The following is a 16075-nucleotide window of genomic DNA, read 5'->3' as shown; positions in this document are numbered from 1 at the left end:
ACGTTCATTCCCTGAAATGACTCATTTTTTACTGGTCCTCGATCTTACTGCTCTCAGAAAACAACACTCTGGAGCCTCGCAATAACACTCTCAACGGCCTCATAAGAGCATTCAAAACTGTACAAGTGAAATTGGTTTGTTCTTTCATACAGAAGAGTATCAGCACGCAAAGAAGACTCTCAAACGATTCTTCATACAAAGATAAAGGTTATTTTTTAGTGGCTTAGGATGATTTCTGAATCAAGCATATTGTCTGATTCTACCACAAGACACAAACTCAAGGTTGCCAGAGTAACAAATTGCAACAGTTTTGCTCACAAGCAACAGCTGTCTTCCATTTGAACCTTCCAACATAGAGTAGATGACAATGAAAAAACTCGAAGCTTTGTTTGATCATATCGCATCCCGGGTCAACGTAAATCTGAAACCGATGGGGATAGATGTAAAACAGATTCTCACCAATGCCATACCACGTGAACGGCATCTGCAATACTATGCGTTTTATGCGCTGACGGAAGATCATCCGATCAGCTTTCGTTTCCAGAATTCAAATATGGCCGGTACATATTTTCTCGGTAAAACGCAGGTTGACCGCTCCGTTGTCTATAAGTCTGATCTGCGCGGCGATGAGCTTAAACGCAAGGGAGACGTGGTCGAATTCAATGGAGTCAAAACCACGCTCTTTTACGATGAGGTTATCCGGGTCATCAATAGTTGCCTGATCAAGACTCTCGTCCACAACCACTCCAAGAACCCTGAAACTCCAGAAGTTTTCAAGATACTAAACACTCTTGCCATGCACTTTTCCAATATTCATGGTACAACCTGTGAAGGAGTTTACCTAGGCCCCTTTTCCACGATTGATCTCTCTATTATGCACAACTGTGTTGTGGGCAATTTTTCCTATGTTCAAGCTGGAGACCTGTCGCGTCTGACTATTGAATCCGGCAGGGTCTGGATCAAATCAAACGGACTCTTCGAATTCAACTACGTCTACCCCGAAGGGGTCGTGGAGCAGTATGTCAGCATGGACGAAAACGGAAAAATCACCGGAAAGTTCATCGACTATGTTGAAGAATTCAAAGAAGATTTTGTCCCGGTTTACTCCTCTGTCCAACCGGAACTCATGGGAGTTGAGGTTGGAGAAGGGACCTATGTCAATCCATACTCTGTCATCAAAGGAGATTGCAAGATTGGGGACAATTCACTCATAGCCCAACGCGCCCATGTCGAAAATTCAGACATCGGCAAGGGATCGAACGCGCAAGAGAATTGCTATATCAAAAATGCGGTTTACGAAGGCTTTAATGTCACAGCTCATGGAGGCAAAGTCATCCACACACGGCTTGCTCCAAATGTGTTTGTCGGATTCAACTCCTTTGTTCATGGCACAGCGACCTGCCCAATCACGGTCGGCCGTGATTCGATCGTGATGCCCCATACTATCATTGACGCAGAAGAACCGATCACGATACCCGAGAATTCAGCGGTATGGGGATATGTAACCAAACAATCAGACCTGAAAGATCAATGCATGAGCCTTGAGACACTCGCCAAAACCACTGATATAGTCATCGGTAACATGACCTTCAAGGGTGATGGGAAAGCGTTTGTCGAAGCGTTCAAACATCGTATTGCCCATATTCGGGAAGAAAACGGAGCCAATTTCGACGGAACCGAAGAAACCCGAGGACATGCCCAAAAAACCCAGGATGCTTGCTTCAATATACTCCAGCCATTTCAAGGCGGGGCAGATGCGGGCATGTATCCGACAATGACAATCGGCGAATAGGTTGTTCACACAACCAGAGACCCCCGAATACACAATGAGTGAGGAGATTCCACAATGGCTCAAACCATGACACAGGCCTTCAGCCGTAACTTCCTCGGCAATGCGCCGAACTGGTACAAACTGGCGATACTGGCCTTTCTTGTTCTTAACCCGATTCTGATCTTTACAGTCGGCCCTTTCATCGCAGGATGGATACTGATTGGTGAGTTCATATTCACACTGGCCATGGCATTGAAATGCTATCCGCTTCCTGCTGGTGGATTACTCGCCATGGAAGCTGTTTTGCTCGGACTGACGCACCCCGAGACAGTCTACCATGAAGCGCACGCGAACTTTGAAGTCATACTCTTATTGATCTTCATGGTTGCAGGTATCTATTTCATGAAGGATTTCCTGCAATTCACCTTCACCCGCATCCTGACCAAAGTCCGTTCGAAAATCGTCATTTCACTGCTGTTCAGCTTTGCAGGCGCATTCCTTTCCGCTTTTCTCGATGCCCTGACAGTCACAGCGGTCATTATCGCGGTAGCTTATGGATTTTATAACGTCTATCACCGCTTTGCCTCTGGTAAAACCATGAGTTGCACACATGATCTGTGCTCGGATCAGTCGGTCAAAGATACTCAACGGGCCGAACTTTCAGAGTTTCGGGCTTTTTTGCGCAACCTGATGATGCACGGTGCTGTCGGCACCGCCCTTGGTGGAGTGTGTACCATTGTCGGTGAACCCCAGAACCTTCTCATCGGCTCGGAAATGGGTTGGCACTTCATTCCCTTCTTCCTGCAAGTGGCTCCGGTTTCCATGCCGGTACTCGCAACAGGGCTGCTGACCTGCATCCTCGTGGAAAAATTCAAAATCTTCGGTTACGGCGCAGAAATGCCTGGGAATATCCGTTCCCACCTCCTGGAAACAGCCATTGAGATGGAAGAAAAGCGCGGCCTTCAAGGAAAAGCCAAGCTTGTCGTCCAGGCGTTAATCGGTATCTGGCTGATTCTTGCTTTGGCCTTCCACCTTGCCGCAGTTGGGATCATTGGTCTCTCAGTTATTGTCTTGCTGACTTCAATGAACGGGTTCACGGATGAGCACCAACTTGGCCCGGCATTCGAAGAGGCACTGCCCTTCACTGCCCTGCTCGTTGTTTTCTTCGCCATTGTCGGTGTTATTCATGACCAGCACCTCTTTGCCCCTGTCATGGATATAGTCCTTGGCATGCATGGACATGCCCAGCTTGCCGCGTATTACGTTGCCAATGGAGTCCTCTCCATGATCTCCGATAACGTCTTCGTAGCGACAGTCTACATATCAGAAACCAAGATGCACTTTGAGTCTGTCCTGGCTGGAATGCCCGGTGTAACTGATGGCGTCGCACTCATGGACCGACTTACAGATCCCCACCTGGCTCGTATCGATGTTGTGGCTTCCATGCCGCAGGCACTTCAAACAAAAATACTGGAAACCATGGCCCACTTCGACAAACTCGCAGTCGCCATCAACACAGGGACCAATATCCCCTCCGTCGCCACTCCCAACGGCCAGGCTGCCTTCCTGTTCCTGCTGACCTCAGCACTAGCTCCGGTTATCAGGCTTTCCTACGGCCGGATGGTTATCCTGGCTTTGCCTTATACTATTACCATGTCCCTTATGGGACTGGTCGCCACGTACTACTTTATGTAACTGGCAAAAGAGATTCACCGACAAAGGCCGTCCCACCTTGTGTGGACGGCCTTCTTGTTGTGCCTACCCCATACAGATATATCCTCACCAAAAATATTTTTTAGCTAATTACAGCTAGAGTCTCACGTTTTTTATCCACTTCACACGCTTTCAACTGCCCATTCCAGTCAAGTCTCTTCGAGGAATAATAATCTCTACCAGAGTGCCTTCCCCAGGCGTGGAATCAATGTGAACATCCCATTGGTGCTCCATGGCGACTTTACGCACAATACAAAGCCCCATGCCCGACCCCTTGGGCTTGAGTGAAAAAAAAGGATCATAAATATGCGGCATATCGTCCTCATTGATTCCTGTCCCGCTATCCTGCACTTCTATAGCACAAATCATCCGACTTGGCGCAACGCGTATCTTGATTTGTGGAACCCCCTCACTAAAATCAACACTGTTTTGCAGAATTGCTTCGAACGCTTTGATAAATAACTCAGGATCAACCATAACCATCTGATTGGGACACAAGACCTCCCAAACGACGCCGCCCAAATCTGCCTGTTTGGTATCAATGGCATTCGTTGCAGTCTCAATAAGTTCACGGATATCCGATGGCTGCATTTCCCCCAAGCTGATGGAAGCATATTTCGTGACATCATTCACCATATGTTCCAAACGCGAAGATTCTTCCAGAATAGTTCCCAGGTAATCGCTTGTTTCTGGTGAATTCCCCCCTTTACGCTTGATGATATTGGCAAATCCGGCAATAGCAATTGTCCTGTTCCTGATTTGATGAGCAACAGACATGGCCAAAAGGTGCAAACCTCTCCGGGCATCATTGATCATTTTGAGATCCCGATATGACCTGATTGCGGTCGTCACAGCAGTGACTAATCTATCTGAGGTCAATTCCGTCTTTTGCCTATAATCATTAATATCCAAACCCGTCACAACTTCACGTTCCGGCGCTTCCCCTGGTTCTCCTGTGCGCAAGATAATTCTGACGAATTGATTTTTTGCAACAGCCCGGACATATCGAGCGACTTCCAACCCAGCGCGGTTTGTTTCCATGACAACATCAAGTAACATGACAGCCACGTCCGGGTGCTCCTGCATAATCTTTTTGGCTTCTTCCCCGGAATAGGCGCTCATGCAAGTCACCTTTCGCCCCTCGAAGGCGAAGTCATCCAGCACCAAACGAGTAACTTTATGGACATCACTCTGATCGTCGACGATCAGCACTTTCCAATCCCCACTCGTCCCTCGCAACTCCCCGCTACCAGACGACTCGGATTCATTTGCAAAAACCAATTCATCGCTCATAAGCAACCTATTCGGTAAAAGAATTTTCTGCTTCAAGGAGAGAGATCACCTCGTATATTGAAGAGATCAAAATCACTATACCCAAATAATCAGTGGGATGAAGTATAAAATTGCAAACACCCAATTATTCGCGCCCCCATTGACTTAAACCTCTTTTTTATGTACTGGGTGAAAAGGTGTCTTCATATTTTATTGCGGGAGAATGAGCGTATGAAAAGTCTTCAATGCCTTACAATCATCGTGGCTTTACTTTTCACATTCACGGGATTCGCATTTGCTGACCAAGGTGGCTTTTACGGTTCTATCAAGGTGGGAGGTTCGTACCTTGATGCAGATAAAAGTACCTCAGGCAACGCAACAGGAACAAGTTCAAGCAGTAAATTCGATAAAGAAGCAGGAGCAATCGGCTTTGCCGCAGGATATGATTGGATGGGATATGAATACCCCATTCGCACAGAAATCGAATACATGTACACCGGAGATTTCAAGTACAAATACAGCGATAGCAACTCGTCGTTAACGGATACCATCTCGCTGCAGACTGTCATGCTGAATGTCTACTGGGATTTTTACAATTCAACTGACTTTACACCATTCATCAACGGAGGTGTCGGTGTCGCCTGGGTTGAAGAGAGCTTCAGCACCTCCACCATTTCCGATCCAGGCAGCAAGACCTCAACCAACCTTGCTTTTAACCTCGGCGCAGGCGTCGGTTGGAGCATAACCGAATCAATTATTCTCGATCTTGCTTACAGGTATGATTATTACGGAGACGGAGAGAAAGTTACCGGGACATCCACAGACGTCAATGTTGAGAGTCAAGTCAAGGATATCGGCACTCACAAAGTTCTCCTTGGATTGCGCTATCAATTTTAGGGAGTGAATTTCATCGAGAAGCCCCCACCTCGTCAACGAGATGGGGGCTTTTTTTGCTTGCCATGCCAAGAGGCCCGATGAAATTCATCAAAGCCGTTGATCGGATCTCCTAATCAGTACAATCAATCAACGACCTTGGGAGAATCATTCAGGTGATCCCGGCACAGCCAGATGATCGACTGGCGCTTGGTATCGAAATGGGGACTAACGTCATGCTCCATTCCGCACACTGCGCATTTGTATTCATTCTGGCATTGAGGAAAGCATTCGATGCTATTGAGCATCTTGTTGAAACGGTTGATATACGGAAACATAGGGTGCTTCCCGTGCCTCCGAATGTCCTTGCTGTTCAATTTGCCATTATCGTTCACCTTGACCGTAATCATCCGTGAACGTTTGATGACGCCTTCCTTTTTGTTCATGACAACTTTGGTAGGCTCCTCCCAACGGCAAATAATCCGTTTCCGTTCCTGATCATAACGCATAGACATGGCATTCTCCTTCGTAACGTCTTCACCCCTGTCACGACTCCTGTAATCTCACGTCTTCCGTCTCAGGAACCAGGCTCCCCGGATTAGCCCAGCTTCTGACTTTTATACTGTGTAATCAACCGCCTTTCTACTGGCGGCAACGGTCTTTACAAAGGCGACACACGCTTGATGCTCAGGGTGCCCCTGATAATGGTCAAGCGCCGCAGCATCATCGTGCTCAGAGCACAAAACAACATGGCACTCTGGATCAGCATCAACGATATCATGACTGACTTCGATATACCTCAATCCTTCAATCCGTCCCTGTAAGGCTTCAAGAATTTCTTTCATCTTGGCGGCATTTTCCTTAGCCGGAACGCCATCCACTTCCTCTTTCAAAGTCCACATAACAATGTGTCTGACCACGTCTCAACTCTCTCTTGTGCTTTATGTTCAACAATTTCAACCCAATAACACTTTCCATCTCAAACGATATTAGGTTACATTACCAATATTAATCACAAAGAAGCTTTTTGTCATCATTTATACAAAATTATTTTGCTCCTCACTGCATTTCGCGAATGATCTTGCCAAGTGTTTTCGCAAGTTCAGACAAACGCGTAATCGCATCGGAGGCATCTGTCATCAAACCGTCCGTATCTTGACAGACCCGGCTGACATCAACAGTCGCTTCATTGATTTCTTCACTGGCAGCAGACTGCTGCTCGGCAGCAGTCGCGATATTGCGCACCCTGTCTGCAGTGGCCTCTGCCACAGAGACAATACTGTGCAGAGCCTCACCTGAACGCCCTGCCATCTCTGTGGTTTTTCCAACAGAAACAACCGCGACTTCTGTTGCTTTGACATTCTTGCGGGCACCGTCCTGAATACCGGTTATTGCAAGATGCACCTCTCGTGTCGCTTCCATGGTTTTTTCAGCCAATTTCCGAACCTCGTCAGCCACGACAGCAAAGCCCCGCCCAGCATCACCAGCCCGCGCCGCCTCAATGGCAGCATTGAGTGCAAGCAAATTGGTCTGGTCCGCGATGTCTTCGATGACGCCAAGCACCTTACCGATCTTGTCAGCTCGCTCATCAAGCTCTTCCATGGAGATTTTGAGATCATGAGCATGTCCAGCGACCTCATCGATGGAACTGACGACCTGCGTGACAATACCAGCCCCCTCTTCCGCCTGCTGGCGAGCATCATCAGCATTGAGAGCGGCATCCTGAGCCAGGCGAGCCACTTCCAGCACTGTGGCAGTCATCTCTTCCATGGCAGTCGCGGTTTCTCCTGTTCTCTCGGACTGTGTCCGCGTTCCGCTTCGAGCCTGAATCACGACGGATTCCAATTGTGAAGCGGCTGTTGCCAATTCCTCGGAAACCTCGGTAGCCTGAGAAGCAGCAGTCGCCAATCGATCATGCTGACTGACTATTTCCGCCTCACGACGTTTCAACTCAGTCGTATCAAGATAGAGACAGCACCCGCCTATGATCACCCCTTCGACATCTGTCAGGGGAAAAGCATTGATGCGTGCGTGAATATCGCTTCCATCAACATGTTTGAACAGACCCTCCCGGTTGATTGTCCGGGTGTTCTCATCCATGCAGGTCCCAATGAGTGACTTCCTGTCATCCTTGTAAAATATCTGGGAAATCATCTTGCCATAATAGGACTTGGGGTCCTCATTAGACCCGAGCATTTTCAGGCATTCCTGATTGAGGAAGGTTATCCTCTCCCTGGTATCCACAATGCAGATGGGAACAGGAAGCCCCTCAAGAATACTATTGGAGAATCCCAACCGTTCCTTGAAACGGGAAGAAAGCTCATGAACAAGGTCGCCAAGGCCTGGAACAGCATCAGCCATGGCGGCTTCATCAGCTCCTGCATAGTTACCATCAAGTATGTTGGTTGTATATTCGGTCACAACTTTGAGCGGACGAATGAAACTCCGCCCTATCAGGACTGTCAGCGCAATACCGAGTAAGCCGAAAGCTGTCAGAACTCCGGTTGCAAGAGCGGACGCCGCCCAGAGTTCACCGGAGAAGGCTGAGACAAACCAGAATGAAAGTCCCGAAATGAGTAGGAAGAGACCAAAATAGACCGCGACGAATTGGCGTAAGTATCGATTCTGCACTGGTGCCATGTATCACCCCTAAATCAGGTCCGGTAGTATGGAGCTTAACCGGCCGTCAAGTATAAATATATGGTTCCCCGTCCCGCAGCGGACGGGGAACCTACATGAAGGCGGTATCTCATAGGAGGAAGCGTGGCAGTTGCTTCGAGGGGATTGCGGTCCAACCTATTTCGAAAGCCTCATGCATTCAATATGGCAGTTCTTATTTTTTATTATCTGCAAGAACCTCTGCAACGTGGCGTACTTGAACCTTGGAGCCGCGATTCTTCAGCCCACCACGCAGCTGCATGACGCAACCGGGGCAATCAGTCAGAAGCACATCAGCGCCCGTGGCTTCAACATTGTCCAGTTTCTTTTTCAACAGCTCGGCAGACAGTTCCGGGAACTTCATGGAGAATGTTCCTCCAAAACCGCAGCAGACCTCTTCTTCAGTGCACTCGACATAGTCCATGCCGCCCTTTTCTATCAACTGACGAGGCGCGTCATGAACATCAAGCCCACGGCAGAGATGGCAGGGAGCATGATATGTTGCTTTGGTCCCGACTTCGCGGAAGTCTTCTTTCTTCACTTTGAGCACATCGTTCACAAAAGAAGAGTAATCAATGACCTTTGCTGCGAATTCATCGGCCTTGAGCTTCAAGGAAGGTTTATCCATGACCAACTTCGGATAATTGTGCTTGAGGTGCGACGCACATGAAGCACACAAGGTGATGATATAATCGTATGCTCCGGTCTCGAAGGCCCGCAGATTCTGCTTTGCAACATCACGGGATGCACCCATTTCACCCATCATCTGAACTGGCAGACCGCAGCAGGATTGCTCCATGGGGTAGTCCATTGCAACACCATTGTCCGCAAAGACCTTGACGGCCGCCTGCATCTGCTCGGGGTATACAAAGTCCTGCACACAACCAGAGAACAGAGCGACACGCAATTTCGGCTTATCCACATCAGGACGATTCTTCTGCCACCAATCACGGAAAGGCGTCTCGGCAATAGTGGGCAGAGCCTTGAACTGATGTTCCTTTGCAAAGACCATAGGCAAATGACGAATGAATCCGTCCTTTTCGGCAATGGGCTTTTGTCCCCACTTGGCGGTCCGTAAAAGAGTATGGAACAATTTGCGATTTTTGAGCAATTTGCCCATCAAAATGGCAGGTAACGGGTGTCCGTCCTCTTCCAGAATACGCGCGTGGATTTCCTTGATCAGGCGTGGCAGATCAATTCCACCTGCACACACATCCTTGCATGCTTCGCAGTTGATGCAGTTCTGGACGAGATTCTTGGCCTTGTCTTTACCATGGAAGAAGTATGTCAGAATCAAGCCAATGGCACCGATGTAGATGTGACCCATTTTATGCCCGCCGACAAGACGGTAAACAGGGCAGACATTGGCGCAGGCACCACAACGAACACACCGGTTGATCTGCGAGAACAAGGGATCCTTGATGAGTTCGGAACGCCCGTTGTCGAGAACGACATAGTGAATTTCTTTCTTGCCATCTTCTGCGGCCAGGCACTCGTTGGCACCCGTGATCCAGGTGACATACGATGTAATCTGCTGCCCGGTCGCGTTACGAGGCAGAGCCTTGAGGATACGCAGTGCATCATGCAGTGTAGGCAACAACTTGTCGATTCCCATCAGGGCGACATGGACACGAGGCAGGGTTGAAACCAGGCGGGCGTTTCCTTCATTGGTCACCAATCCGATTCCACCGGTCTCCGCGACTGCAAAGTTGGCTCCGGTAATACCCATATCCGCATCGACATATTTCTGACGCAACTCACGACGGGCAACCTTAACCAGTTTTTCAATCTCGGAATCCTGTTTTTTCCCGGTCACATCCGTGAACAGATCGCCGACCTGATGCCGTGACAGGTGAATGGCAGGCATGACCATGTGAGACGGTCCTTCATGACGCAACTGAATGATCCATTCTCCGAGGTCTGTCTCGATGACTTCAAATCCGGCATCTTCAAGATCATGGTTGAGCAGAGTTTCCTCGGCAGTCATGGACTTGGATTTGACGATGGATTTACACTTCGCATCTTTGGCAATTCCGGCGATGATACGGTTGGCTTCATCTCCATCTTTGGCAAAGTGGACTTTAATACCAGCAGCCTCGGCATTGGCTTTGAACTCTTCGTACAAAGCATCGGCATTTTCAGCGGCAGCATCCTTGGAACACGCGATGTCATTGATCAGGCCTTTGACATCCATATCCTTAAAGGCATTGGCGCGACCGGCCCGGTAGGCCACGGCAAAATTATCAAGAGTTGTGCGCAGGAAATCATTATCCAGGGACTCGCGCAATTCTCCACGGTATTCTTTCAAATCTTTGGCTTTCTGCATGACTAGTCCTCCAAAACAAGGATATGGAGTTCGAGGGGACCGTGGACACCCATGGTGAGCACACGCTCGATGTCCGCGGTACGGCTGGCACCGGTAATATACGCCAGATAGTTTGGCTTTTTGTTCATCCGGGTGAGCATCATTTTTTCCACAGCGTATGTATTGGCCCGAATTTTGGACTTCGAAAGAATGCAGACATGAAATTCACTGACCATGGTCGCCAAACGCAGTTCCTCGCTTGGGCAGTCCAGCATCAGTGTGCCGGTGTCGGCAATACCGTAGTCGGCTATGGTAAAGCCAATATCAACCCCGGCAAGGTGATCGCGCATGCCTGAATCGATACAGTCGAAACCGGCCTTAGTTGCCCGAGTCTCCAGCTTGGAGTATAATTCTTTTTTGAGACCGGGGGCGGCAATGACTTTCTTCTGCTTTCCGTCACACAGGTCTTCAGCCTTTTTGGACAAATCAAGCTCGCAGCCGCTTGCCAGCAGTTGGCATGCCTCTTTCTTGTCACACAGGTCTAAAAGGTAATCCAGCGCGTCATCCTCACTGGAAATTTCTGTAATAATAGCGGAGACAAGCTTCGCTTTTTCCACAAATTTTCCGTACAAATCTTCCTTGGAAGGCATAGCACCCACCTCCATTGATACTTTGACCAAAAGCCTCTCCCCCTATGACAGGGAAGAGGCCTCCGCAACGGTCGTTGTTACTTGCTCAGGACTTCTCGAGCTTCCCTCGCGATAGCGAGTTCTTCATTGGTAGGAATCACCCAGACAGCAACCTTACTAGCCTCAGTGCTAATCTTGAATGGTTCCTTTCCACGTTTGGCATTGGCATCCTGGTCGATCTCGACACCGAAAGCCTCCAGGTCTTTCAATGACTCACGACGCACGATATCATCATTCTCACCGATACCGGCGGTAAAGACGATTGCATCAACACGACCAAGAACAGCCATGTACGCGCCAATATACTTACGATTTCTATATGTCTGCACCCCAAGAGCGATCTCGGCGTGTTTGTCACCTTTTTCAATGGCAGCGTGGATATCACGCATGTCATTCATTCCACACAGTCCCTTGAGGCCGGATTCCTTGTTCAACAAGGTGTCGATCTGCTCAATGTCCATCCCTTTATTCCGAGCCAGAAAAGTATGGACAGCGGGGTCAACATCACCTGACCGAGTTCCCATGACCAGCCCTTCCAGCGGCGTCATGCCCATGGAAGTATCAACGGACTGACCGTTTTCGACAGCAGTGATGGAACCGCCGTTACCCAGGTGAACTGTCACCATGTTGGTTTCTTCCAGAGGCTTGCCAAGCAGACGAGCCATTTCACCGGCAACGAACTTGTGGGAAGTTCCGTGGAAACCATAGCGACGGATACGATTCTCCTCGTACAGGGCGTAAGGCAAAGCATACATGTAGGCATGGGCTGGAATGGTCTGATGGAAAGCAGTATCGAAGACAGCGACCTGAGGAGCTTCAGGGAACAATTCCATTGCCACCCGGATACCATCCAGATTCGCGGAGTTATGCAACGGAGCCAGTGGAACACAGGCTTCAATAGCAGCAATAACTTCGTCGGTAATCACAGTGGACTTGTGAAAATCCTCACCACCATGCACGACTCGGTGACCGATTGCGCCGATCTCGCCTTTATCCTTGAGCACTCCCTTCTCGGGGTCAGTGATCAGCTCAATGGCCAGACGCATTCCAGTGTTGTGATCCGGAATGGGCTGTTGAATTTCTGTCACCACTTCATTTTCGGTGCCAGGGAAGGCCTTGTTTTTCAGGTCGCCCACCTCTTCGCCGATCCTCTCAACCAGTCCATTGACCATGACCGCTTCGGTCTCGGTGTCGAGCAACTGGTATTTGATTGATGAACTGCCAGAGTTGATAACCAGAACTTTCATTTCGTACGCCCCTACTTGTCTTCATTAAATGTTTTCGCAGCACACTTGGCTGTGTTTTTTTCACAAAAATTCGCTCGAAATCCGGGAGGCCCGGAAACCGGGCCTCCCGCAAAACGAGTATTATTTCTTTTCCGCCTGCGCCTGAATGGCGGTAATGGCGACGGTATTGACAATATCCGGCACAGTACATCCCCGTGACAGATCGTTGACCGGCTTATTCAAGCCCTGCAAGATAGGCCCGATAGCCACGGCATTTGCTGCTCTCTGCACTGCCTTGTAGGTGTTGTTGCCGGTATTCAGATCCGGGAAGATAAAGACCGTAGCCTGTCCAGCCACATCGGAATCCGGCATCTTGACCTTGGCTACTGCCGGATCTACAGCCGCATCGTACTGAAGCGGTCCCTCAATGGGGAAGTCCAGTCCGCGCTCTTTGATCAACTCTTTGGCAATCCTGGTCGCCTCGGTCACACGCTCCACATCTTCACCCTTGCCCGAAGCACCGGTAGAATAGCTAAGCATGGCAACCTTGGGGTCGACACCGAAAATACGGGCCGTTTCAGCCGCACTGATGGCTATTTCTGCGAGCTGCTGGGCATTGGGATTGGGGTTGACGGCACAATCTCCGTAAACCAACACGCTGTCTTTCAGGCACATCAGGAAGACAGATGAGACAATGGAGCTGGTCGGTTTTGTTTTCACAAACTCAAAAGCAGGACGGATGGTCTGAGCAGTTGTTGTCACAGAGCCGGAAACCATGCCATCTGCAAAACCCTTGTGAACCATCATAGTACCGAAATAAGTGGTATCCGCCATGCGGTCCCATGCCATTTCGGCTATCATGCCTTTGTGCTTGCGCAGTTCCAGGTATTCCTCGGCAAAGCTATCCAGCAATTCCGATTCGCTCGGATCAATGATCTGAGCCCCGGATATGTCCACACCGTATTTGGAAGCGTTCTGACGAATCTCCTCTTCGCGACCGAGCAGGATGATTTCGGCAACACCCCGGCGCAACAGGATATCCGCAGCACGAAGGATACGCTCAACAGTTCCCTCGGGCAGAACAATACGTTGTTTGTCCCGAGATGCCTTGTCAAACAAGGAGTATTCAAACATCTTCGGGGTCACGCGGGGCGAACGTTGCTCAACGACACGATCACGAAGTTGCTGCACGTCCACATGCTGGGAGAATCCACCAAGAGCGGTGGCTATACGCTGGTGGTCATCGGCTTCTATGCGCCCGTAAAGGCGATTGAGCTCCTGCACATTATGGAATGTATGTCCTTTAACAGACAATACAGGAACCGGAACACCGGTCCATCCCTCGATGAGCTTGTGCACACTCCTGGAGACTTCCAAACCGCCAGTCAACAGAACTCCAGCGATATCCGGGTATGAACTGGACAATCTTGAAGCAAGACTGGCCAAGATTATGTCCGAACGATCACCAGGAGTGATGATCAGGCTTCCGGGCTTGATATACTCAAGGAAGTTACCGATCTGCATGGCCGCGACAACATAGTTGTCAACCAGAGACTGCAACCCGCTGTGACCATAGAGGACATCGGCATCTAACCACCGCTTCACATCTGCGATGGTGGGATTCGCCAAGGCCTCGTTTTCCGGGATGACATAGACAGGCATCGGATCTTCACTGATCTTGCACTTGATGGTGCCGATCACTTCATCAGTCATACCTTCCGGCGCACGGTTGACCACGCAGGCCAGGAAGTCCACTCCCTTTTCTCCCAGGGTATCCAGGGTCGTCTGGGTAATGTTGACCACTTCTTCTGCAGTCTTTTCACGGCCAGAGGTCACCACCAACATGGGTGAACCGATATTGGCAGCGATATCCGCGTTGAGGTCGAACTCAAATGCCGGGTCCTTACCCTTGAAGTCGGTGCCTTCACAGAGCACGAAATCGTACTCTTCTTCCAGCGCCATATACTTCTTCAGGATGTTTTCCAGAACAACGGCATGCTGACCTGAGTTGATCAGTTCACGCGCTTCCTTGAGTGTGTAAGCGTAGGTGTCGCGATAGGGAATGGACAGTTTGAAGTAGTCGAGCATCAAAGTGATGTCGTGGTCCTGTCTCCCTTCGCCCGGGTCATTAATAATGGGCCGGAAGATGGCGACATTATGCAGCTCTCGCATGAGCATCTGCATCACGCCGAGAACAACGGCGGATTTGCCGCTGCGCTCTTCCGTCGCGCTCACATACAGGTTTTTGGACATTGCGGGGTTCCTTATTGCCTATCCGTTAATGAACTATAGCGCGTCAGCGTACAATTCGATGACGTGCTTGACATCCATGCCAGCCTTCTTCTGAGACAGCATATCCGTGATCTGGAGCATGCACGCCGGACAACTCGTCGTTGCCGTCGTCGCACCGGATGCCATGATGTTGTCCGCCTTGCGACTGCCGATTTTTTTCGACAGGTCGTAGTGGGCGATATTGAAGCTACCGCCACAACCACAGCACGTTCCGGCTTCATTCATTTCCTTGAAGTCGCAACCGGCGGCGCGGATCACGTCGCGTGGCTGGGCAGTGATGCCAAGAGAGTTTTTCAGGTGGCAGGGATCGTGATAGGTGACGCTCTTGCCGCCATTCACCTTGGCAGGCTCCACTTTAAGTATATCCACGAGGAATTGGCTGATGTCCATGGTTTTCCGTTCAAGCACACCTATATCGTAACGGTGTTCAGACGGTCCCTGGTACATGTGAGGCCACAGTTCCTTGATGGTAGAAGTACATGAAGCACATCCGGTGACGAGGTAATCGAATTCCCCGTCCTTGAACAACTTCACATTGGCCGCAACCAGGCTGTCAAAGGTCTTGGTATCACCGCTGGACAGGACAGGGATGCCGCAGCAAGACTGTCCGGACGGCATGAACACACCGACTCCATGATGTTCCAGAACCTTCAGGATAGCCTGACCGACCTGGGGGTAGATCTTGTCGATGACACATCCGACGTAAAGGGCGACCTTGATGCCGCTCTTGCCAGCCGGAGTATCCAATTCGGGTACGATCTTGTGCAATGGCTTGGAGGCCAGGGAGTTAAAATGGCGATCTCCGATGACCGGCATATTGAAGCGGGCACAGGAAGAACCAAGCATGTCATCCACCTTTTTGGTGAACAATCCCTGGAATTTTGATCCCATGTTCGTCAATGCATTAAACAGCTTGGGATTCTTGAGCATACCCCGGAAAATGGCCTGCTTCACCGGAGAGAGACCGAAATAACCGGTCATGATGGCACGAGCCTTAAGGAATATGTCCATGACGGAGACACCGCTTGGACAGTTGGACTGACACGTTCCACACAGCAGACAGCGATTAAGCTTGTCATTGACGCCCTCGGGATCAGTCAGCATTTCATTGGCCAGTCCATCGAGAAGCGCGAGCTTCCCACGGGTCACATCGGTCTCACGACCGGACTGGGCGAAGACCGGACAGACAGCCTGGCACATGCCGCATCGCATGCAGCCTACCAGGAGATCGTCCAGTTCCTTGAACATTTCAGCGAGTTTATTGATATCGGCCATG

The 16075-nt window shown here is 49.9% G+C and carries 12 protein-coding genes; 3 read left to right on the top strand and 9 right to left on the bottom strand.

Annotated features, from left to right (window positions below; all coding sequences use genetic code 11):
- Nucleotides 1-367: 367 nt before the first annotated feature.
- The gene (locus tag BN4_RS15925) at nt 368-1792 is read left to right on the top strand and encodes a transferase hexapeptide repeat containing protein (RefSeq protein WP_015416440.1); all 1425 of its coding nucleotides are present in this window, start codon (nt 368-370) and stop codon (nt 1790-1792) included.
- 54 nt (nt 1793-1846) lie between these two features.
- On the top strand, nt 1847-3466 hold the full coding sequence (nhaB, locus tag BN4_RS15920) for a sodium/proton antiporter NhaB (RefSeq protein ID WP_015416439.1): 1620 nt from the start codon (nt 1847-1849) through the stop codon (nt 3464-3466).
- A gap of 150 nt (nt 3467-3616) precedes the next feature.
- On the opposite strand, the gene BN4_RS15915 is transcribed toward nhaB, so the two are convergent.
- Complete coding sequence (locus BN4_RS15915) at nt 3617-4813, bottom strand: sensor histidine kinase (RefSeq protein WP_157871440.1); 1197 nt, start codon at nt 4811-4813, stop codon at nt 3617-3619.
- Nucleotides 4814-4987: 174 nt separating this feature from the next.
- Between BN4_RS15915 and BN4_RS15910 the strand changes: the two genes are divergently transcribed.
- Nucleotides 4988-5653 carry an outer membrane protein gene (locus BN4_RS15910; RefSeq protein WP_015416437.1) on the top strand — a complete coding sequence of 222 codons (666 nt, stop codon included), beginning with the start codon at nt 4988-4990 and terminating at the stop codon, nt 5651-5653.
- Nucleotides 5654-5775: 122 nt separating this feature from the next.
- Here BN4_RS15910 and BN4_RS15905 read toward each other — a convergent pair whose 3' ends face one another.
- From BN4_RS15905 to BN4_RS15870, 8 genes are all read right to left on the bottom strand, one after another.
- Nucleotides 5776-6144, bottom strand: a complete 369-nt coding sequence (locus BN4_RS15905) for a hypothetical protein (RefSeq protein ID WP_041720483.1) — start codon at nt 6142-6144, stop codon at nt 5776-5778.
- Nucleotides 6145-6246: 102 nt separating this feature from the next.
- Nucleotides 6247-6549, bottom strand: a complete 303-nt coding sequence (locus BN4_RS15900) for a Dabb family protein (protein ID WP_015416435.1) — start codon at nt 6547-6549, stop codon at nt 6247-6249.
- Nucleotides 6550-6688: 139 nt separating this feature from the next.
- Nucleotides 6689-8269 carry a methyl-accepting chemotaxis protein gene (locus BN4_RS15895; RefSeq protein ID WP_015416434.1) on the bottom strand — a complete coding sequence of 527 codons (1581 nt, stop codon included), beginning with the start codon at nt 8267-8269 and terminating at the stop codon, nt 6689-6691.
- A gap of 193 nt (nt 8270-8462) precedes the next feature.
- Nucleotides 8463-10613 carry an L-lactate dehydrogenase (quinone) large subunit LdhH gene (gene ldhH, locus BN4_RS15890; RefSeq protein WP_015416433.1) on the bottom strand — a complete coding sequence of 717 codons (2151 nt, stop codon included), beginning with the start codon at nt 10611-10613 and terminating at the stop codon, nt 8463-8465.
- 2 nt (nt 10614-10615) lie between these two features.
- Nucleotides 10616-11242: a LutC/YkgG family protein gene (locus BN4_RS15885; RefSeq protein ID WP_015416432.1), complete on the bottom strand. Its 627-nt coding sequence runs from the start codon at nt 11240-11242 to the stop codon at nt 10616-10618.
- A gap of 77 nt (nt 11243-11319) precedes the next feature.
- Complete coding sequence (locus tag BN4_RS15880; protein WP_015416431.1) at nt 11320-12528, bottom strand: acetate/propionate family kinase; 1209 nt, start codon at nt 12526-12528, stop codon at nt 11320-11322.
- 120 nt (nt 12529-12648) lie between these two features.
- The gene (gene pta, locus BN4_RS15875) at nt 12649-14760 is read right to left on the bottom strand and encodes a phosphate acetyltransferase (protein ID WP_015416430.1); all 2112 of its coding nucleotides are present in this window, start codon (nt 14758-14760) and stop codon (nt 12649-12651) included.
- A gap of 33 nt (nt 14761-14793) precedes the next feature.
- Nucleotides 14794-16074 (bottom strand): (Fe-S)-binding protein, encoded by a 1281-nt coding sequence (locus BN4_RS15870; RefSeq protein WP_015416429.1) that lies wholly within the window; start codon nt 16072-16074, stop codon nt 14794-14796.
- Between the last annotated feature and the right edge of the window lies 1 nt (nt 16075).

Origin of the sequence: Pseudodesulfovibrio piezophilus C1TLV30, assembly GCF_000341895.1 — a bacterium.
Classification (GTDB): domain Bacteria; phylum Desulfobacterota; class Desulfovibrionia; order Desulfovibrionales; family Desulfovibrionaceae; genus Pseudodesulfovibrio; species Pseudodesulfovibrio piezophilus.
Note: the sequence above shows the minus strand (reverse complement) of the source record. Positions and strands in the feature narration are given on the sequence as shown.